This window comes from Pseudomonas maumuensis, assembly GCF_019139675.1.
Classification (GTDB): domain Bacteria; phylum Pseudomonadota; class Gammaproteobacteria; order Pseudomonadales; family Pseudomonadaceae; genus Aquipseudomonas; species Aquipseudomonas maumuensis.
Map to the genome: position 1 here is coordinate 3893198 of NZ_CP077077.1, position 19807 is coordinate 3913004.

21 protein-coding genes are annotated in these 19807 nt (G+C 62.9%); 8 read left to right on the forward strand and 13 right to left on the reverse strand.

The genetic code is table 11. The annotated features are described in order from the left end of the window. The first annotated feature begins 223 nt into the window (after positions 1–223). From KSS90_RS17335 to KSS90_RS17345, 3 genes are all read left to right on the forward strand, one after another. Positions 224–691: a hypothetical protein gene (locus KSS90_RS17335; RefSeq protein ID WP_217866568.1), complete on the forward strand. Its 468-nt coding sequence runs from the start codon at positions 224–226 to the stop codon at positions 689–691. A gap of 69 nt (positions 692–760) precedes the next feature. Beyond that, positions 761–982, forward strand: a complete 222-nt coding sequence (locus KSS90_RS17340; RefSeq protein WP_217866569.1) for a hypothetical protein — start codon at positions 761–763, stop codon at positions 980–982. Further along, entirely contained in the window at positions 972–1358 is a 387-nt protein-coding gene (locus KSS90_RS17345; protein WP_217866570.1) for a hypothetical protein, read from the forward strand. Before KSS90_RS17340 ends, KSS90_RS17345 begins: the two co-directional genes overlap by 11 nt. 13 nt (positions 1359–1371) lie before the next feature. Here the strand turns inward: KSS90_RS17345 and KSS90_RS17350 are convergent, their stop codons facing one another. The 3 genes from KSS90_RS17350 to KSS90_RS17360 form a co-directional block, all read right to left on the reverse strand. Beyond that, positions 1372–1914, reverse strand: a complete 543-nt coding sequence (locus KSS90_RS17350; RefSeq protein WP_217866571.1) for a hypothetical protein — start codon at positions 1912–1914, stop codon at positions 1372–1374. Between the two features lie 115 nt (positions 1915–2029). Continuing rightward, complete coding sequence (locus KSS90_RS17355; RefSeq protein WP_217866572.1) at positions 2030–2902, reverse strand: contractile injection system protein, VgrG/Pvc8 family; 873 nt, start codon at positions 2900–2902, stop codon at positions 2030–2032. A gap of 166 nt (positions 2903–3068) precedes the next feature. Further along, positions 3069–4172: a polyamine ABC transporter substrate-binding protein gene (locus KSS90_RS17360; RefSeq protein ID WP_217866573.1), complete on the reverse strand. Its 1104-nt coding sequence runs from the start codon at positions 4170–4172 to the stop codon at positions 3069–3071. A gap of 138 nt (positions 4173–4310) precedes the next feature. Between KSS90_RS17360 and KSS90_RS17365 the strand changes: the two genes are divergently transcribed. Beyond that, positions 4311–5102 carry a response regulator transcription factor gene (locus KSS90_RS17365; protein WP_217866574.1) on the forward strand — a complete coding sequence of 264 codons (792 nt, stop codon included), beginning with the start codon at positions 4311–4313 and terminating at the stop codon, positions 5100–5102. Between the two features lie 2 nt (positions 5103–5104). Here the strand turns inward: KSS90_RS17365 and KSS90_RS17370 are convergent, their stop codons facing one another. From KSS90_RS17370 to KSS90_RS17380, 3 genes are read right to left on the reverse strand one after another with little or no spacing between them, the layout of a single operon-like run. Then, on the reverse strand, positions 5105–6268 hold the full coding sequence (locus tag KSS90_RS17370) for an AAA family ATPase (protein WP_217866575.1): 1164 nt from the start codon (positions 6266–6268) through the stop codon (positions 5105–5107). 14 nt (positions 6269–6282) lie between these two features. Next, positions 6283–6774: an MAPEG family protein gene (locus KSS90_RS17375; RefSeq protein ID WP_217866576.1), complete on the reverse strand. Its 492-nt coding sequence runs from the start codon at positions 6772–6774 to the stop codon at positions 6283–6285. Continuing rightward, on the reverse strand, positions 6771–7085 hold the full coding sequence (locus KSS90_RS17380) for a DUF2834 domain-containing protein (RefSeq protein ID WP_217866577.1): 315 nt from the start codon (positions 7083–7085) through the stop codon (positions 6771–6773). Before KSS90_RS17380 ends, KSS90_RS17375 begins: the two co-directional genes overlap by 4 nt. A 123-nt stretch (positions 7086–7208) precedes the next feature. Between KSS90_RS17380 and KSS90_RS17385 the strand changes: the two genes are divergently transcribed. Next, positions 7209–8030, forward strand: a complete 822-nt coding sequence (locus KSS90_RS17385; RefSeq protein WP_225933097.1) for a helix-turn-helix domain-containing protein — start codon at positions 7209–7211, stop codon at positions 8028–8030. A 164-nt stretch (positions 8031–8194) separates the two neighbouring features. Here the strand turns inward: KSS90_RS17385 and KSS90_RS17390 are convergent, their stop codons facing one another. Then, positions 8195–9547 carry a spinster family MFS transporter gene (locus KSS90_RS17390; protein WP_217866579.1) on the reverse strand — a complete coding sequence of 451 codons (1353 nt, stop codon included), beginning with the start codon at positions 9545–9547 and terminating at the stop codon, positions 8195–8197. Between the two features lie 487 nt (positions 9548–10034). On the opposite strand from KSS90_RS17390, the gene KSS90_RS17395 reads away from it, so the two are divergent. Continuing rightward, the gene (locus tag KSS90_RS17395; protein ID WP_217866580.1) at positions 10035–11339 is read left to right on the forward strand and encodes a hypothetical protein; all 1305 of its coding nucleotides are present in this window, start codon (positions 10035–10037) and stop codon (positions 11337–11339) included. Positions 11340–11494: 155 nt separating this feature from the next. On the opposite strand, the gene cynS is transcribed toward KSS90_RS17395, so the two are convergent. Next, positions 11495–11965 carry a cyanase gene (gene cynS, locus KSS90_RS17400; RefSeq protein WP_038706489.1) on the reverse strand — a complete coding sequence of 157 codons (471 nt, stop codon included), beginning with the start codon at positions 11963–11965 and terminating at the stop codon, positions 11495–11497. A 28-nt stretch (positions 11966–11993) separates the two neighbouring features. Then, complete coding sequence (locus KSS90_RS17405; RefSeq protein WP_046854796.1) at positions 11994–12653, reverse strand: carbonic anhydrase; 660 nt, start codon at positions 12651–12653, stop codon at positions 11994–11996. A 112-nt stretch (positions 12654–12765) separates the two neighbouring features. On the opposite strand from KSS90_RS17405, the gene cynR reads away from it, so the two are divergent. Beyond that, positions 12766–13683, forward strand: a complete 918-nt coding sequence (gene cynR / locus KSS90_RS17410; RefSeq protein ID WP_217866581.1) for a transcriptional regulator CynR — start codon at positions 12766–12768, stop codon at positions 13681–13683. Here cynR and KSS90_RS17415 read toward each other — a convergent pair. Both KSS90_RS17415 and KSS90_RS17420 read right to left on the reverse strand, forming a co-directional pair. Continuing rightward, a complete protein-coding gene (locus KSS90_RS17415; protein WP_102683713.1) occupies positions 13671–14009 on the reverse strand; it encodes a hypothetical protein in 339 nt (112 codons plus the stop codon). The two genes, cynR and KSS90_RS17415, sit on opposite strands and share 13 nt — an antisense overlap. 92 nt (positions 14010–14101) lie before the next feature. Beyond that, positions 14102–15016 (reverse strand): LysR family transcriptional regulator, encoded by a 915-nt coding sequence (locus KSS90_RS17420; RefSeq protein ID WP_217866582.1) that lies wholly within the window; start codon positions 15014–15016, stop codon positions 14102–14104. Positions 15017–15161: 145 nt separating this feature from the next. On the opposite strand from KSS90_RS17420, the gene lysA reads away from it, so the two are divergent. After that, a complete protein-coding gene (gene lysA / locus KSS90_RS17425) occupies positions 15162–16391 on the forward strand; it encodes a diaminopimelate decarboxylase (RefSeq protein WP_217866583.1) in 1230 nt (409 codons plus the stop codon). 40 nt (positions 16392–16431) lie between these two features. Here the strand turns inward: lysA and KSS90_RS17430 are convergent, their stop codons facing one another. Both KSS90_RS17430 and KSS90_RS17435 read right to left on the reverse strand, forming a co-directional pair. Next, positions 16432–17127, reverse strand: a complete 696-nt coding sequence (locus KSS90_RS17430) for a response regulator (RefSeq protein WP_217866584.1) — start codon at positions 17125–17127, stop codon at positions 16432–16434. Then, entirely contained in the window at positions 17124–19778 is a 2655-nt protein-coding gene (locus tag KSS90_RS17435; RefSeq protein WP_217866585.1) for a DUF4118 domain-containing protein, read from the reverse strand. Before KSS90_RS17435 ends, KSS90_RS17430 begins: the two co-directional genes overlap by 4 nt. Positions 19779–19807 lie beyond the last annotated feature (29 nt).

Sequence of the window (19807 nt, forward strand, 5' to 3'; positions counted from 1 at the left end):
TTCGGAAGCGGCACGCGCGCTCAACGCTTCTTGCGAGTGTCTGGCAAAGCAGTTGGACGAGGGGGCAATCCCTCATACCTGCGTCGACGGTGAGCGGGGTATCACGTTCCTCGACCTGATTGCCTACAAGGACAGGCATGACGCGATCAACCAGACCTGACATTGGCATCGTCAGGCGTTTCCTGTATTACGACCGCTTCGCACCTCGCTTCAAGGACGCCCCATGCACCATCGCCTCACCGCCCTCTGCCACCAAGCCAGCTGTTCGCGCAGTGCCTGTGCCTGGCTGGCCATCGATGATGTACCCATCGAGGTATGGCTGGCCAAGCACCTGGACCAACCCGATCTGGAACGCAGCGGCCTGTCCTTAATGTGGTTGCTGGACGAGGAAGAAGACGCCCTAGCCAACCGGCGCATCATCCCCGCCGAGGATGGCACCTCCACCCTGGTACCGCTGCTGGTATGCAGCGACGACATGAACTTCGACTGCTTCGCCTTGATGACCGAGCAGGTGATCGACGGTGATACCGTGCAGTGGCGGCGGTTCGGGCACAGCGCCACTGGCGGCCTGGAAGTGGGTGCTTCCACGCACTGGTATCCCGACAGCAAGCCGATGAGTTTCAACCTCGGCGACTTCAACCAGGCGTTGAGCGAGCATCGTCGGCTGATCAAGGCATGTGTCGGCCTATAGTCGCAGGTACCTTGGCGCAACGACCACAGCACGATGCACAATGCTCGCGCCCATAGCCAAGGAAGCCGAATGGACACCTCCCTGCTGAACAATTGGCACGCCCTGGTCGACGGTCGGGCCGATTTCGACAAGTGCCAGTTCATCACGCTGTTCAAGGAACATGGCCAACCCCACAAGGTGGCCGTCACCTGGCGATGGCGCCTGGGTGGCGCCTACCTGCACCTTGGAGAAAAACGCCGGGTCGCCCAGCGGTTCGAAGCACTGACCGAGGGTAACGTAATTGAGCCTTGATCTGTTCCTGGAAGCTGACGCTGCGCTTGACCCAGCGGCACTGGCAAACGCCCTGCAAGAAGCCGGCGCGATCGAAGTCACGCGTACAAACGACAGTCTGCAAGCCTACTTCGCGTCATGGCTGACGCTGACCGCCGACCTCGTCATCACCGACCACACCCTCTATGCAGAGGAAACCAAAGCGCTCGATTTCAGGGTCGCCACACGTTGCAGCATCAGGATCAAAGGGCCCGGACCGCAGGAGCATTCACCCATGGCGGACCTGGACAGGATTGCCAATGCCATTGCGCGGACAGGTTCACGCTTCGTGATCAGCTTCCAATTCGAGCGAACCCTGTATTGGCAAGACGCCGAAGGATTGCATCGGCACGTTTAACCGGCCCCATGCATCAACTGCACTTCAATGCCTCCCCCGACACCACATCAAAACGGTAGACGGTGTCGTAGAAATCCACGACTTCCACATAGTCAGGCGCCAGCTGAAAGCGTCCGGTAAAGATGTCGGCGCCCATGGCCTTCCAAATGATGTCGCCCTCAAGAGAAACACCTGTGATTTCCAGCTCGCCGTGCGAAATCAGGACACGCTGCTGCGCTGCCCAATAAAGACCGAAACACGTCGCCAGGTCCACCTTGCGCGACCAAAGCAGATCATTGGGAACGATCAGCGACACGCAGGCGATCTGGTTGCCCACGGCCAGTAGCAGCTTGTCGTCGATAACCAGCGCCGAATGTGCGTGTACGCCTGTCCCACCCCCACCGGCACGGACCACCAACATGCTGGCTTCGTCCAGCATCACACCATGAACCGATGACGGATCGTCGTCATCCAGGGTGATTTCCCGCGCATAACGCCGAGTATTGTCTATGGAGTCGAACGTGTAAGTGGGTTCGTCAACGACGGTAATCACGCCATACCGAGAGTCGATGTTCATCGGCGTGTCCAAACGGGCAGGGAATCGTCAGCCATGGGTTTAATCGTAATTATGGGATGCCAACAATTATCGGCCTGGAATACTTTCGGATAAAGCTGCCGTGGCCGGAATGAGCCTAACGGCAACACAGGCACCCACCGACCCGCGGCTGATCGGGGTCGTTCCCGAGAAACGAGACCATCACCTCCGTGCCCATTTGCAAAGGCGTAACAGCACAAGGCCAATCGGAGGCCACCGTCAGCCAGCAACAGCTCTTGTCATCAAACCTGTCCTCGGGGTCCCACGGGAATTTGACCTGAATCCTGGCAAGCCGGCGCTCACACGGGCTCTCGCCTGCCTCCACGGCGATGACGACGGCAGTCTGGCTCCCCGGCACCTGGGGTTTGGCATGCACCAGGGGCGGACGATAGAGCACGCCCCACGGCAACACCGTCTGACCATCGGTGAACACCAGCACATGGCCTTGGATACCGTGCTGAAAGTGAAAGCGAATACCCTCCTCTTCACACAAGCGCTGGACGAAGTGCAGATCCGTTTCGCCGTACTGGGTGCAGTAATCGCGCTCGGGATAGCTCGAACTCAGCTCGAAACGATAAGCGTCCCCCACGATCCCATGCTCTTCCAGGATCAAGGCCACGATCCTGGGCACCGAGAACTGTTGAAAGATTCTCTGGTTGATGCGATGGCGCAAGTAGGACAAATGCGGCACGAGGGTCAGCCTGTAGCGGATCGAACACGAGCCCTGCCCCAACTGCGCGATATGGTAGATCCGCCCATGGATACCATTGCCGTGCATGTCAAAGGCGAAGAACGCCTCAAGGTCGAGAAAGCGCTCGAGATCCAGAACAGGCCATTCGCTGGCAAGTTCCACGTTGCAGAAGTAAGGCCGGTTGGCCACCACTTCCCCGGTATAGCCGAGCACTTGAAAATCGTGCTCTACACCTTCGATTGTCAAACTCAGGTGCGTCTTATGGGCTGGGCTGAACATCCGCTGTTCTCCTCCGGCATAAGATGGGGATGAAGCACGCGAAAGCATCGCCCCGCCCAACTGGGCGCCATCAGACGATGTTTCACAAGTCACTTGAATCAGTAGGCCGCAAACGTGCTGCCCGATACCCACCGGCACAGGGCAGCTGGCGACACATCAACTCAGCTCAGACGCCACTCTTCACCTTGGTCCAGACCCGCGTACGGATCCGCTCCAGCTTCAACGGCAATGGCTCGAGCGGAATCAGCGTGGCGACCGTTTTCTTGTCGGGGTAGATCCACGGGTTGTCCCGCAACGCCTGCTCGACGAACTGGGTGGCATCCTTGTTAGCGTTGGGGTATAGGGTGTGGTTCGAAGTCTTGGCGATCACTTCCGGGCGCATCATGTAGTTGATGAACGCCATGCCCTCCTTGGGATGGGGCGCATCCTTGAGCAGCACCAGGTTTTCCGACCACACCAACGCACCTTCACGCGGCAGGCTGTAGCTGATCCTGCGCCCGGTGTTGTTTTTCTCGTTGAGCGCCTGCGCGGCCAGGGCGCCGTTGGCCCAGCCGACCACCGCACAGATATTGCCGTCGGCCATGTCGGTGTCGATGCGCGACGAGTCGAAGTACAGCACGTAGGGGCGGATTTTCATCAGCAGGTCTTGCGCCTTCTGGTAATCCGCCGGGTTAGTGCTGTTACTGGGCAGGCCCAGGTAGTTCAGGGCAATCGAGATGATCTCGCTGGGCGAGTCGAGCATCGCCACGCCGCAGCCCTTGAGCTTGCTGATGTTCTCTTCCTTGAAGATCAAATCCCAGCTGTCCACCGGTGCCTCGTCGCCCAGCGCGGCCTTGACCTTGTCGACGTCGTAGCCGATGCCGGTGGTGCCCCACAGGTAGGGCACGGCGTAGCGGTTGCCAGGGTCATTGACCGCCAGTTGGGCGAGGATATCGGGGTCGATGTGCGACAGGTTGCCCAGTTGCGCTCGGTCCAGCGGCTGCAGCACGCCCGCCGCGATCAGGCTGGGCAGCACGTTGGAGGTCGCCACTACCACGTCGTAGCCGGTGCGCCCGGCCATGACCTTGCTCTGCATGATGTCGGCGCTGTCGAAGGCATCCATATGCACGCGGGTGCCGGTTTCCCGCTCGAAGGCCTTGGGGGTTTCCGGCGCAAGCAGCCCGAACCAGTTGTACAAGTGCATTCCGGGCTCGGCGGCGAGCACCGAGGTGCTGATCCCGGCGCAGAGCAGCGACGCCGCAAAAAGGGTTCGCAAACGTGATCTTCTCATGCAACATCCTTATCGAATCGATGTATCTTCACGGCCATCCCAGGCCCAGTGAGCGACTATACCGGGCAAGGCCGGAGAGTAAATACCTCCGAGTACTTACCTGCGACCCACACCTGCCTAACCCAAAAGGGGTAGAAAATGCCGCTCGACCTCCAAAACCTGGCCTGGCATCGATCGATCGGCAAATTGATCATGCAGCTGGATCGCCCGGACTTCTGGAGTTCGCTGGTGCGGGTCTTGAATGAGTACGTGCAGGTCGACAACTGGGTGGTGTTGATCTTCGCCAGCCAGCAAGTGGAAGTGGTGAGCCTGCCCGAAGTGGCGGATGCCGAAGAAGTCGATGCGTTCATTCATCGTTATGTAAAGGGGCTCTACTTGCTGGACCCGTTCTACATCGCCAACCGGGAACACCCGCAGAGCGGTTTCTTTCATCTGCTGGATATCGCCCCGGAATACTTTCTGCACACCGAGTACTACGACCAGTATTTCGCCCAGTACATTTGCACAGACGAGGCGCAATACAACGTCCAGCTCGACCCGGACCGCACGCTGTGCATCTCCATTGGCAGCAAGATGCGTTTCAGCCAGGAGCAGATCACCATGCTCGATCTGATCAAACCCTGGGTCACCGCGCTCATGCTCCAGCGCATGAACTTTGAAATCGACCTCGAGAAGAACCTTAGCGAACCACCGCCCTGGCAGGAGACGATCGCCCAGCTCGGCACACAGATCACCACCCGCGAAAGCGATGTACTGCGGTTGTTGCTCAGCGGGTTTTCCAACAAGGAAATAGCCGGCAAGCTGGCACTGTCGACGGAAACGATCAAAGTTCACCGTCGCAACCTCTACGCCAAACTGAACATCAAGTCGCAATCGGAGTTGTTTGCCCGTTTCTTCATGCCGAAACAGGAAGCCCACCCGGCCAGTTGACGTCAGCGCTTGCCCAGCAAGGCCTGGCGCTCGCGCCAGATCTCCTGCACGAACGGATCGGTCACGCCATACAGGCCATGCCCACGGCGAATGATGAGGTTGGCGGCCAGCAGGTCATTGGCCACCGGCTGGACCTCCTCCACGCGCACCTCGCGCCCGACGAACTTCGAATACTCCCCCGCCGCCTCGCTGGAGAACACTCCGCGGGTCTCGCCGTCCACCGAGGCGATGCGGGCGAAAATGGCCTGGGCCAGCACGCCCAGTTCCTCGACTTTCATCAGTTCCAGGTCTGCCGCCGCCGAACGCAGGGTGGCCGCGATCACCGGCAGTACCACGTCCGCGCCGGTACTGAGGCTTGGCGAATGGACCAGCTGCCGCAGGGCACGGATGAACTCCTCAGGCCGGCTGCCCAGGGTAGCGAACGCCTCGCTCGCCACCGCCAGCGACGGCAGGTTATCCAGGCCCTCGGCCGCAAGCCGGTCGAGCCAGAACGCGACATAGTCCTCGCCCAGCACCGGGTAGGCCACGTTGGTCGCGCCGGCGAACGCCTGGTTACGGCGGGCAGTCAGCTCGTTGACCATCGCTCGGTGCGAGCCGGTGCCGATGAACAGGAAATGCCCGGCAGGGGAGGGCCGCGGGTTGATGGCGTCGCGCGCGGCCTTCAACGCCAGCATCATCTGCTGGCCGTCCTCGGTGGTGATGGCGTGCTGCACTTCGTCGACGATCAACACCACATTGGCCTTGGCCTGATCCACCACTTCGCTCAGGGCCTGGGCCAGCGTCACGCCGCCCGCCTCGCCCAGGGTGTCGAGGTTGAAGCCAAACTTGAAGCCGGCCAGCTCCACCTCGGCGCCGCGCAGGGCCCGCAGCCGTTGCATGAACGACGAGGCTGGGGTCTGCAGCTCGTGCAAGGCCTTGCGCACGGCGGCGAGTACCAGCTTCACCGGGCTGGTCTGGGTGTCGCTCCACAGGTCGACGTAGATGACCAGCGCGCCCTTGGCTTCCAGCGCGGGGATCAGGTCGTTCTTGAGGAAGGTGGTCTTGCCCGTGCGCCGCAGGCCAGACAGGAACAACCCGGAGCGCAGGCCGATATCCAGCGCGGACGGCTCGAGCAACTGCTTGGCCATGTCGGCGGCCAGTTCAGGGCGCAGGAAGATGTCGGCCATGGGTTTATCCTGAATTATGCAATGGCAATAATTATTGGCTTTGAATAATTCAATGTAAAGGCGCCAACGCGCCCGTCGCTGCTGATATCGGCCACGGCCTCGATGACCAAGGCCGCCAACCCGATCAAACAGACTACCCCCAAGGCGTAACTCACCGTCCTCCACGGTTGAATGCTCGCCAGGTAGGTCGCCGTGTGCAGTATCCGTGCGACGGTGAATAGCCCCATCAGCCAGGCGCTCGGGGTCAACGGTGTTTCAAGCGCTACTGCCAGCCCAGACAACGCGAGGAACAGCGGAATGTTCTCCAGATCATTCCGCCAGGCCTGCGTGGCCCGCGTAACCTGCGGCAGTTCCGCGGGCCACGCCGAGCGTCTGAACACCGCCGCATCCTCACTATTGGTGAAGGCCAGGAAGCGCAGGCGGAAGTAACCCTGGTAGCAGGAAATCGCCAGCATCTTGAAGAACAGCACCACCACGCAGCAGGCATAGATCGTCAGGCCACTCATGCCTCACGCCTCTGCGCAAAGCCCCTGACCACGATGTACAGCAGCGGCCCCATGGAAACAAACACCGCCGTCAGCAACAGATAGGGCAACACGCCGAGCAACGACCCACCTCTCTGGTACTGGTCGCGTGCCATCCACACACAGCCCAGACCGGCCATCACATACAGGTCGATGACAACCTGGGCCGTATCTGGCCGAGACATCAGTTCAAGGCCAAAGGCGATGAGCGACTGATCCGCGACTATCAAGGTCCAGCCGGTGTACAGGGTGAACAACAGCAATACGGGCAGCGCGATCCATTCAGCTTTCATTGTTCGATTCCTTGGCAGGGACCTATAGGAGGATGTTGCCGTCACGGTAGTGATAGAGTCGTTTCCGCCTCAATGACCTCACAGGTCATGGACGCATCCGCCAAGGACAGCCAGAGTCGAAGCATGAGCCCCTCTCCCTTTCACCCCACGCGAACGCCTGCCGTCACTGAAGCGGGAGAGCACCTGCGGCGCCTGCGACGCCAGGCCGGGCTCAGCCAGCTGGACCTGGCGTTGCTCGCTGGCGTTTCGCAACGCCACCTGAGCTGCGTGGAAACCGGCCGCGCCAAGGCCAGCCCCGCCACCCTGCACGCTTTGCTCGGCGCGTTGAGCGTCCCGCTCGAGCACTGCAACGAAGTCTTCCTCGCCGCCGGCTACGCACCGCGCTACGCCGCTTCGGCGCCAGACGCCCCGGCCTTGAAGATGGTGCATGACGCGCTCGAACACATCCTGCTGGCCAACAACCCCGCGCCGGCCATCGTCATCGCCAGCAACTGGGACATCATCGCGGCCAATGCCAGCGTCGGCTTGCTGTTCGCCATGGCCGGCGTACCGACAAGCAGCGCTACGCGCCTCAACCTGCTGGACACACTGCTGCGTCCAGGCGGGCTGGGGGATCATCTGGTCAATGCCGACGAGATACGCGCAATCGCCTGGCAGCGGGCGGCGCGGGAAGCGCTGGGCAACCCTGACCTGGCGCAGCGGCTGCAAGGCTTGCCTGCCCCACCTGCGCTGGCGCCCGACACCCCGCTCGCACCGGTGGTGCTGACCCGGGTGCGCACTGCCGAGGGTGAGCTGAGGTTCCTGTCCACCTTCACCACCTTCGGCATGCCGCAGGACATCACGGTGGCATCGCTGCGCATAGAACACCTGGTACCGGCCGACGATGAATCATGGCAAGCCATGGCGACAGCCTATCAACGGGTAATCCGCAACGCCGAGATTTGAGTAACAGCCTCGGCGTTAACCTCAGTGACAACCTTCACGACGACGACAAGCAAGTACTGATAAACCAAGCTATCCGCTTAATCACCCGCACTGCCCATCAGTATCCAGCGCTGCCCCTGGGTTCGAATGTCGCAGGCAAAATCCCACCACAGATACGCGTGGACTCAAGCCTGTACTGCCTGCCCCGTCACCGCTGCGCCTTCCAGCACCATCCCCTCGCGCATCCGCTGCGCATCCCGGCTGAAACACCTCGAAGCCGCCAGTAGGAACACCATGGTCAGCATCAGCGCCACGGGTATCAGGTACATCGCGTCATGCAGCCCCTGGGCCTTGAACGCCTCGCTCATCACGCCCTCGCCCGCCGCCGTCATCGCCGCCACGGCGAAGTGGTCCGACAGCCCGCCGACCACTACCGGCCCCAGACCGCCGCCAAGCAGGTACAGCCCGGCGAAGAACAGCGCCATGGCGGTGGCCCGCAAACGCGGTTGCACCACGTCCTGGATGGCGGTGTACACGCAGGTGTAGAAGTTGTACGAGAACAGCCAGCCGATCCCGAAGACCGCCACGAACACGCCCAGCTCGATGCGCCCGGCATGCAGTGCCCAAGCGGTACACAAGGTTGCGACCAGCATGCTCAGCGCGGCGAACACCAGGCGGCCATTGGTGAAGCGCTGATGCACCTTGTCGGCCACCCAGCCGCCGAGGGTCAGGCCCACCAGGCCGCTGAGCCCGACGATCAGCCCGGTAGCCACGGCGGCGTCGTGCAGCGGTAGTGCGAAGTAGCGCTGCAGCATCGGCACCATGAACGAGTTGCAGGCGTAGGTGGCGAAGTTGAAGGTCAGCCCCGCCAGCACCAGCCAGGCGAAGGTGGGCACGCTCAGTACCCGGCGCAGCGGGCGGTCCAGCGGGGTCTGGGCGATGGCCACAGACTCCGCCGCACCGCGCGCGGGTTCGCGGATCATGAAGATGAACAGCGCCAGCAACACGCCGGGCACGGCGGCAATGAAGAACGGTGCGCGCCAGCTGCCGAAGGCCTCGACCATCGCGCCGATGCTGAAGAACGCCAGCAACAGGCCAAGCGGCAGGCCGAGCATGAAGATGCCCATCGCCCTTGCCCGCCGCCCGGCGGGGAACAGGTCGCCGATCAGCGAGTTGGCCGCCGGCGCATAGCTGGCCTCGCCGATGCCCACGCCCATGCGCACCAGCAGGAAGCTCCAGAAGCTGCCGACCATGCCGTTGACCGCCGTCAGCCCGCTCCAGGCCAACAGGCCCCAACCCATGAGCTTGCTGCGTGAACCGGTGTCGGCGATACGTGCCAGCGGCAGGCCGGCGATGGCGTACACCAGGGTGAAGGCGGTGCCGATGATGCCGATCTGGAAGTCGCTCAGGTGCCACTCCAGGCGGATCGGCTCGATGACGATGGCGGGTATGGTGCGATCGAAGAAGTTGAACAGGTTGGCCAAGAACAGCAGGAACAGGATGCGCCAGGCGTTGGACGCTTGGGGGGCGGTGGGCATAGTCGGGTCCCTCGTTATTGTTGTTCGGGGCTTCCAGCACGCCACACGAAATCTAGAGAGAGACCGTGGAAACGTCTGCCAACATTGACCGCATTGATGACGGTAAATGCTTGGCGGCGATCATTACCAAGCCGCTGCGACTGCGGATTGCAGCAACATAAGACTGAAAAGTCAGACTCACTTGCCCCTACCGCTCTCCCTTCGGCAGGGAAAATGCTTGCAGTTATCACCGACCACTTCTGAGCAACAACAAAAAATCACACTACTCCCTTCCAGACATTTAATCCTAGCTGTTGATCAAGCGCATGCTATGACATTTCGAAATTCTCCCTTCGCAAAACCGAACAAACTACAAATATTCACGCTCGTCGTACGAAAACCCACGCCAGCCATACAGCACCTATAGTTTAAATACGCGTGACAACTGACTAACACCCCCTACGCCTGCCAGCATAAAGCAGCTCAATTGAACCAAGGGGACACACGAATGAACAGACACTGTGCCTATCGCACCTCTAAAAGCATGTTAAAGCTAGTAATTTTTTGCACTTTCACATTGGGCGCAGTGGGTTGCTTGAGTCGCCATCTCCCCCCAGACAACGACCAGATAAAGTGCGAGCACGGTGGCGGATTCGACCCATTCACCAATTCGTCGTTTGATCCAGGTAGCAAAGCGCGACTCGACGCAAACCCTCTACTGAGGGTTGTCGAATTCACGGACGATGGCGAATTTGTAAACCGCTGCCAGTTGAGCGATGTTATCTATGCCGTCAGAGGCACCCCTCGCGCCACTGGCACGCAGATACCACCCGTAAAGGTGCGGACCCCTAAGCTTGTCGTGATTTACATACACGGTTGGAAACACGACGCGGACACCCAGGACAATGACGTCCTTCAATTCCAGACGTTATTGAAGCAGCTCAAGACCCTGGAGTCGCACCGCGATAAGCCACGTGATGTTGTGGGTATCTTCATCGGCTGGCCTGGCAGAGCATTAGATGTTCCAATTCTGGATAACTTGAGTTTCTGGGGGCGTAAGGGCGGGGCAGATCGTGTGGCAGCAGCAGGCAATGTAGCGAAACTTTTGAGTTCGATCAGGAGTGTTAGCTGCCTGGAAGAGGCCTCTGAAGACTTCATTGTAGGTATCGGCCACAGCTTTGGTGGACGAGTACTCTACACTGCAACAGCGCCCATGTTTATCAATGCGCTGGCGATGAGTCACCCTGGCAATAAAAACATGCACTATGAGCAAATTTCCGGAGTTATCGACCTGACCATATTACTGAACCCTGCATTCGAAGCATCGCGATATACAGCTCTGGCAGCCAGCAGGAGATACCAAGAGACCTTAGGCAATTCACAGCAGCCGGTACTACTCACCGTGTCAACCGATAATGACCTGGCGACTCGCTATGCGTTTCCAACCGGACAAATACTGGGAACTCGCTGGAGAGAACGTGAGCGCACCACGCTAGGAAACCACCAACCTTACCAAACACACACACTAAGTTCGAGTGAAGGCCTGCCAGCATCAGGCGAAAACTTTTGGTACGACAGTTTTTGCCAAAGCAACATTTGCCTAAAGAATAAAGACACCATTTCAGGCTATCCATTTATAGTAGCCAGCACCGACGCTACTGTACTGAATGGTCACAACGGCATATGGTCGGAAGATTTCAAATCCTGGCTCTCCAACTTCATTGAAGTCAGTAGCGCCAAACAGGGCGATGCCGCGGGTTCAGGACTTAAATGCCCGACACGATCCAAAGCCACTGTCCAGGCCAAGCGTTAGGACTATTACAATCCAGCGCGCGAGTTTCATCTACAGGGAACCCGCTTGCTCCCAAAGGGATATCATTTTCTGTATGACAGCACTTCCTGCGAAACGATAGGAATTAGTTTTCCGTGCTAACGGCCCCGGCCGCCCGAAGGCGGCCGGGCTCCAGCTTAGAAAGGCTTGGTCGGCAAGTACTTGCCATCCAGGGTGATCACCGCGCGGGAACCGCCTTCCGGGTCGTCGACCTTCTTCACGTCGAGCTTGAAGTTGATGGCGCTGATGATGCCGTCGCCGAACTTCTCGTGGACCAGTGCCTTCAAAGTCGTGCCGTACACCTGCAGCATCTCGTAGAAGCGGTAGATGGTCGGGTCGGTCGGCACGCCGCCTTGGATGCTGCCGCGCAGCGGCACGGTCTGCAGCAGGGCGATACCGTCGGCGTCCAGGCCGAGCTTGTCGCCCACCACCTGGGCAGCGCTGGCCGGCAGCGGGTGCTGGCCCAGCAGCGCGGCAGTGACGAAGGCTTCGGACAGGCCGGTGCCGTCGGTGATCTGGGCGAACGACAGGTCCTTGCGGGCCTTGGCCAGGAGGATGACTTCGCTCAGGGCAAGGCGGGCGTTCTGGCTGATTTGCGACTGGATCATGGTGTGTCTCCTTGGGTTTGAAAGGGGTTCAGGCAACGTGCCTGGAGGGGTGGGAAACGGCGTTGACGTCGGGGTTCTGCGCCAGGGCGACGAACTGGCCGGTACGTCCGTCGAAGGCATCGATGCGGCCGCTTTCGATGTCGTAGATCCAGCCATGCAGGCGCACGCGGCCCTCTTCCAGGGCCAGGCGTACCGAGGGGTGGGTCTGGATATTGGCCAGTTGGGCGATCACGTTCTCGCGCACCATAGCCTCGACCTTGGCCTGCGGGCTGTGATGCTGGCGCGCCTCGTTGACCACCCGGGCGGAGTCGGCGTAGCGCAGCCAGCCGGCCACGGCGGGCATGTGGTCCAGGCACTTGCAAGTGGCGATGGCGGTCATGGCGCCGCAGTCGGAATGGCCGCAGATGACGATGTCGGCCACCTGCAGGGCGGCGACGGCATATTCGACCGAGGCCGATACGCCGCCAGGCTCAGGGCCGTAGGACGGCACGATGTTGCCGGCATTGCGGATGACGAACAGGTCGCCCGGCTCGCGCTGGGTGACCAACTCGGGCACCAGGCGGCTGTCGGAGCAGGAGATGAACAGCGCCCGCGGGCTTTGCTGGGTGGCCAGGTCCTTGAACAGCTTGACCCGCTCGGGGAAGGCGTCGCGCTGGAACTTCAGAAAACCGTCGATGATGTCTTTCATGGCTGCTTGCCTCAATGTCGCGGTGTGTTGAGGCAAAGGTTACGCAGCGCATTACATAAGGTAAAAGTCTCATTTATGATGAAGCACATCAGATTATCTTATGGGAACAGCCATGCTTGCCCGGCACCTCCAGTACTTTCTCGCAGTGGCGCAACACCACAGCTTCACCCGCGCCGCAGCGGCGCTGCATGTCTCCCAGCCGGCGCTGTCACAGCAGGTCAGGCAACTGGAAGAAAGCCTCGGCGCGCAGTTGTTCGACCGTTCCGGGCGCGCCACACGCCTGACCGATGCCGGGGAGGTCTACCTGCGCTATGCCAAGCGGGCGGAACAGGAACTGCTGGAGGCCAGGCGCGCCATCCATGACGTGGGCGACCTCAGCCGGGGATCGCTGCGGGTGGCGGTGACACCGACCTTCACCACCTACCTGATCGGCCCGCTGGTCGAGGCCTTCCATGCGCGTTATCCGCACATCACCCTGAACCTGCGCGAGATCGCCCAGGAGCGCATGGAGGAGCTGTTGCAGGCCGATGAACTGGATGTCGGCATCGCCTTCGATGAGGTCCACAGCCAGGACATCGACAGCCGCCCGCTGTTGGTGGAAACCCTGGCGCTGGTGGTCGGCCGCGCGCATCCGCTGGCCACTGCCCGCAGCATTGGCCCGCAGGCGCTCAACGACGAGTCGCTGATCTTGCTTAGCGCCGAGTTCGCCACGCGCGAGCAGATCGAGCGCTATTGCCGCCAGCACGGCATCCAGCCCAAGGTGCGCATGGAGGCCAACGCGATTGGCGCGGTGACCGAAGTGGTGCGCCGCACAACCCTGTCGACCCTGCTGCCTGCCACCCTGGCCCAGGCCCATGACGACCTGACCGCCATTGCCCTGGACCCACTGCGCCTGCAGCGCACCGCAGTTTTGATGCAGCGCAGGGGCGCCTACCAGAGCGCGGCGGCGCAGGCGTTCATCGAAGTGGCCACGGCAGTGGCGGCACGCCTGGAAACGGGCGACAGCGCAGCCGAAATTCAGCTCAGCTGAGCGATCAACACCGCATTGGTGTAGATCAGGCTGCCATCGCTGGCCCGGTGCCCGACCAGGTGGAACTGGCCACGCTCGTCGTCGCTCAGGTAGACGCGCAGGCGGCAGTCCGACAACGGGCCGTAGCCCTCGGGCAGCACCAAGTTCAGGCTATCCATGTCGACATCCACCATCGCCTCGGGCTCGTGGCTCTGTTGCAGGCGTTCTTCGGCCTGCTCCAACTTGCGGTGGTTCACGCCCTGGATGTCGAAGTGAATATCACCCACCGGGGTGGATCTGCGATCACCCTCAGCTTTGAACCAGCCTTCGATCGTCAGCGTACTCATGGCAACTCCTCATGCTGTGGAGCATTTTCGATCACTGCTGATGGGGTTGACCCTGGCGTGGTTCGGAACGTTCCACTCGGTCGCCCGGCCGCTCAGGCGCCTTGCGCCAAGGCCGCCTCCATTGCCCTGGCCTGCTCCCGCAGTGCCTGGCAGAACGGCTCCAGCACCGCCGATGCGGGCCGCAGCTCGGGCCGGATCAGCATCACCTGGTACGGCACCGACAGGCTCAGGCGGCGAATCGCCAGCCCAGCCTGCCCCGCTTCCAGCCCGCTCAACGGGTTGATGATCGCCACCCCCAGGCCCTGCCGGACCATGGCGCACACCGAGGCGGCGCTGGTGGTCTCGATGATCGTGCGGCGGTTCACGCCGGCCTCGCGGAAATGCCGGTCGAGTTGCTGGCGGTAACTGTCCAGGCTGGCCAGGTTGATAAAGTCGACCTCGTGGAAGTCCTGCAACTGGAGTACCGGCTTGGCCAGCAAGGGGTGCTGCGCGGGCAACACGCAGACCATGTCGGCACTGAACAACAGTTCGCCGACCGCGCCCCGCGGCACCTGCGCGGTCTCGGTCAGGCCGAGGTCGTGCTGCTGGGCGACCAGCGACTCCTCCAGCAACGGCGACTCCTGCGCGGTAATGCTCAGGCTGACACCGGAGTGCTGCTGGTGAAACGCCTTGCAGGCCTTGGGCAACAAGGTTTGCGAGAACAATGGCAGGCAGGTGATGGCCAGCCGGCCTTGCTCAAAGTTGCGGATGGCCTGGGCGAAGCGGTCGATGCGCTCGAGGCCGACGAAGGCACGCTCGACTTCCTCGATCAGCAGCAAGGCTTGGGCGCTGGGCACCAAGCGCCCGCCTTCGCGTTCGAACAGGTTCAGGCCGGTGACCTGCTCCATACGCGCCAGCTCGCGGCTGACCGTGGGCTGTGAGGTAAACAACAGCCGCGCGGCGCCGGTGACACTGCCAGCGGCCATGATGGCGCGGAACACTTCGATGTGGCGGATGGAGAGTTTCATGGCATGCCCGGAGGTATGGGAATAAGCGGGGAAGCGAATTTGGTCAGAATGGATATCAAATGTGAATGGCCATCAGAAAAATAGCTATTTTTCTGAATCGATCAAATACCCCACCATCGGTGCATCCAAAACAAGGAACGCCACCATGACCACCACCCTCCTGGCCGACGCCGTCCGCCAGCACGGCTCGCCGCTGTGGGCCTACGACGCCCAGACCATCCACCAGCGCATCGACCAGCTCAAGCAGCACTTCGATACCGTGCGCTTCGCGCAGAAGGCTAACCCTAACCTGCACGTGCTGCGCCTGATCCGCGAACGCGGCCTGGTGCTCGACGCGGTGTCCCTGGGCGAAATGGAACGCGCCTTCGCCGCCGGCACCTCGGTGGGCGGCGAGCCAGCCGGTGTGGTGCTGACCTGCGACGTGCTAGACCAGCCGACCCTGGCGCGGGTGGTGGAGACCGGTATCGAGGTCAACGCCGGTTCCATCGACATGCTCCGCCAGCTCGGCGAGCGCTCCCCCGGCCACCGAGTGTGGCTGCGCATCAACCCCGGCTTCGGCCATGGCCACAGCCGCAAGACCAATACCGGCGGCGAGAACAGCAAGCACGGCATCTGGCACGAACAACTGCCCGAGGCGCTGGCCTGCGTGAAACAGCACGGCCTGCACCTGGTGGGCGTACACATGCACATCGGCTCGGGGGTGGACTACCAGCACCTGGAGCAGGTGGCCAGCGCGATGGTCGGGCTGATCGGCCGCCTGGGGATGGACATCGAGGCCTTCTCCATCGGCGGCGGCCTGTCCACGCCCTACCGCGACGGCGACCAGCCGGTGGACCTGCAGCGCTACGCCCGCACCTGGGCGATGGCGCGCTCGGAGATCGAGGCGATGCTCGGCCACCCTGTACGCATGGAGATCGAGCCGGGGCGCTTCCTGGTGGCCGAGTGCGGCTACCTGGTGGCCGAGGTGCGCGCCGTCAAGCAGATGGGCGAGCGCCACTACATCCTGGTCGACGCCGGTTTCAACGACCTGATGCGCCCGGCGATGTACGGCGCCTATCACCGCATGAGCCTGTTCGACGCCGTGGGCCGGCCGGTGAGCCGCCCGCTGCAGCCGACCGTGGTGGCCGGGCCGCTGTGCGAGTCGGGTGATGTGTTCACGCAGAACGACGAGGAGCTGACCCCGCAGCACCTGCCAGAGGCCAAGGTGGGCGACCTGCTGGTGATTCACGATGCGGGGGCCTACGGGGCTTCGATGTCGTCGAACTACAACAGTCGCCCCCTGCTGCCCGAGTTTCTGATCGAACAGGGCAACCTGCGGATGATCCGCCGGCGCCAGACCGTGCAGGAGCTCTTGGCGCTGGAATTGGTCGTGTAAACCCAGCTCCACTGTGGGGTATCGCGGGCCAAGCTTGCTCCTACAGGGCCGGCGTCACCAACCGATAGCCCACACCCGCCTCGGTGACGATGAACCGCGGCGCCGTGGGATCGTCCCCCAACTTCTGGCGCAGATGCCCCACCACGATGCGCAGGTAGTGAGTATCGTCGACGTGGGTCGGCCCCCAGATATCCTTGAGCAGTTGCTGCTGGGTAATCACCCGTCCGGGGTGCCCGGCCAACTGCGCCAGCAGCGCGTACTCCTTGCGCGTCAGTGCCACCTCGACACCGTCCAGGGTCACCTTGCGAAAGGCGAAGTCCACCACCAGCGGGCCGAAGCTCGCTGCCGAGGCCACGTTACCCACCTGGGGCGCCTGGCGCAGCAACGCCCGCACCCGGGCGAGGAATTCCTGGATACCGAAGGGCTTGGTCACGTAGTCGTTGGCCCCGCCATCGAGCGCATCGACCTTCTGCACTTCGCTGGCACGCACCGACAGCACCATCACCGGCACCGTGCTCCACTCGCGCAGCTCGCGCAGCACCTGCTGGCCGTCCATGTCCGGTAGGCCGAGGTCGAGCACCACCAGGTCGGGTTTGTTCAAGGCGGCCTGGGCCAGGCCGTCGGAGCCGGTGCCGGCCTCGATCACCTTGTAGCCCTGGGACGCCAGGCTGATGCGCAGGAACTTGCGAATCTGCGGCTCGTCGTCGATGACCAGCAGGGTGGCGGCTTGGCTCATGGGGCTTCACTTTCGGTGGCAGGTTGGGTCGGCAGCGGCAAGCATAGAGTGATGCGGGTGCCGTGGCCATCGATGCCATCGTCGACCAGGATGCGCCCGCCATGGGCACCGATCATGCCCTGGCAGATCGCCAGGCCCAGGCCGGTGCCCTGCCCGCCTCGATCGCCGCGGGCGGCGGTGTAGAACATGTCGAAGATCTTCTCGCGCTCGTCCGGGGGGATGCCGGGGCCTTCGTCGGCGACGGCGAAGCACAGTTGCTCGTCGCGCACCGAGACCTGTAGTTCCAGTCGGCCATTGGCCGGGGAAAAGCGCGCGGCGTTTTCCAGCACGTTGATCAGCGCCTGCTCGATCAACGCCGCATGCACGAACAGCAGCGGCAGCTCGGGCGGGACTTCGGTATGTATGCGCAGGGGCGCCAGCACCACGCGCAAGCGGTTTAGGGCGCTGCCGACGATATCGGCCGGGGCCACCCAGTCGCGGGCCAGCTTGAGCGTGCCGTGACCCAGACGGGTCATGTCCAGCAGGTTCTGGATGTAGCGGTCAAGGCGCTCGGCTTCGTTGCGAGTGCCTTCCAGCAACTCGCGGCGGTCGTCCGGAGGGATGGCATCGCCCAGGGCCAGCAGACTATCGATGCTGCCGCGCATCGACGTCAGCGGCGTGCGCAGGTCGTGAGACACCGAGGCAAGCAAGGCGCTGCGCAGTTGCTCGGTTTCGCCGTGCAGACGCGCGGCTTCCAGTTGCTCGCCCAGGCGGGCGCGGGCCAGGGCCTGGGCCAAGGGCTGTGCCAGGGCCATCAACAGCCGGCGGCGCGGGTCACTCAGTGGTTCGCCGTCGCGTGGGCGGATGCCGAGCAGGGCCAGCGGCTGTTCCTCCACGGCCAGCGGCCACCACCACCAGCGACCGTGGGGCAAGGTGTCACTGCCAAAGCCCGCAGCCTGGCCATGTTGCCAGGCCCATTCGGCGGCAGCGCGTTCATTGTCGGTGAAAGCTGGCGAGCCACCACTGGCTACCTGCAGCAAGCCGTCGGCGCTGCGTTCGAGCAGACACACCTGCACCCCCTGCCAGCCATCCATATGCTGGCCGGCAGCGCTGAACACCGCCTGGCGGTCGGTGGCCACGGTCAGGCGACGCGACAGGTCGAGCAACTGGCGAGTCTCTGCCTGGGTCTCGCGCAGCGCCTGCAACTGGCGGCGCTGGCGCGCGGCGAGGTTGCCGGTAAGCGCGGCCATCAGCAGGAAGAACACCAGGGTCAGCACGTCCTCTTCGCGCTGGATGGCGAAGGAGAAGTTCGGCGGGATGAACAGGAAATCGTAGGTGAGGAACGACAGCGCCGCGCACGCCAGCGCCGGCCCCAGGCTGCTGCGCACTGCCACCAGCAGCACGGCGGCGAGGAACACCAGGGAGATGTTGGGCAGCGCCAGCACGCTCGACACGGCCCAGGCCAGGCCTGCGGCCAGCAGCGTGGCGAGCAGCGCCAGCACATAATGGCGCCACACCCATACGCGCTTTACCGCCGTGCGCGCCGCTGGCGGCTGGGCGTCGCGGTCGAGCACGTTGATCTCCAGGCCGTGGCTCTCACGCAGCAGGCGCGCCGCAACACCGGCGCCGAAAAGGCGCCGACGCAACAGGTCACGGGACTGGCCCACCAGCACCAGGCTGGCGCGGCGCTCGGCGGCGTGCTGGATCAGCGTGCGCGCCACTTCACCGGCGCGCAGCAGCACCACTTCGCCGCCAAGGCGCTCGGCCAGTTGCTGGGCGGCCTGCAGGCGATGGCGGGCGGTCTCGTCGCGCAGGCGGCCGTTGTCGACGTGGACCACGCTCCATGGCAGATGGCGACGCTGGGCGACGCGGCAGGCATGGCGCACCAGGCGTTCGGCCTGCTCGTCGCCATCGATGCCCACCAGCAGCCGGCCGCGCAGGGTCGGCGCTTCCTGGCCGCGCTGGCGGTAGCCGCTGGCCAGGTCCGCGTCCACCTGTGCCGCAGCGGTCTGCATGGCCAGCTCGCGCAGGGCGGTGAGGTTGGTCTGGGAGAAATAGGCCTCGATAGCCGCCCGAGCCTGTTCGGGCACGTAGACCTTGCCCTCGCGCAGGCGCTCGAGCAGCTCGCGCGGCGGCAGGTCGATCAGCACCAGTTCGAAGGCTTCCTGCAGCACCCAGTCGGGCAATGTCTCGCGCACCTGCACGCCGGTGATATCGCGGACCTTGTCGTTGAGGCTTTCCAGGTGCTGGACGTTGACCGTGGTGTATACGTCGATGCCGGCGGCGAGCAGTTCCTGCACGTCCTGCCAGCGCTTGGCGTGGCGGCTGCCGGGGGCGTTGGTGTGCGCCAGTTCGTCGACCAGCACCAGCGGTGGCGCGGCCTTGAGCAGGCCGTCGAGGTCCATTTCCTCGAGCACCACGCCGCGGTACTCGCTGCGCAGCAGGGGTTGTTGGGTCAGCCCGCCGAGCAGGGCCTCGGTCTCGGCGCGGCCGTGGGTTTCGACCACTCCGGCCACCACTTGCACGCCCTGGCGCTGCTGAGCGTGGGCGGCCTGGAGCATGGCAAAGGTCTTGCCGACCCCGGGCGCGGCGCCGAGGAACACCTTGAGCCTGCCGCGGCCTTCGCGGGGCAGGCCGGCCAACAGCGCGTCGGCGCGGGTGGGGTTGCTCATGCTTCATCCTTCAAAATGTAACGAATGAG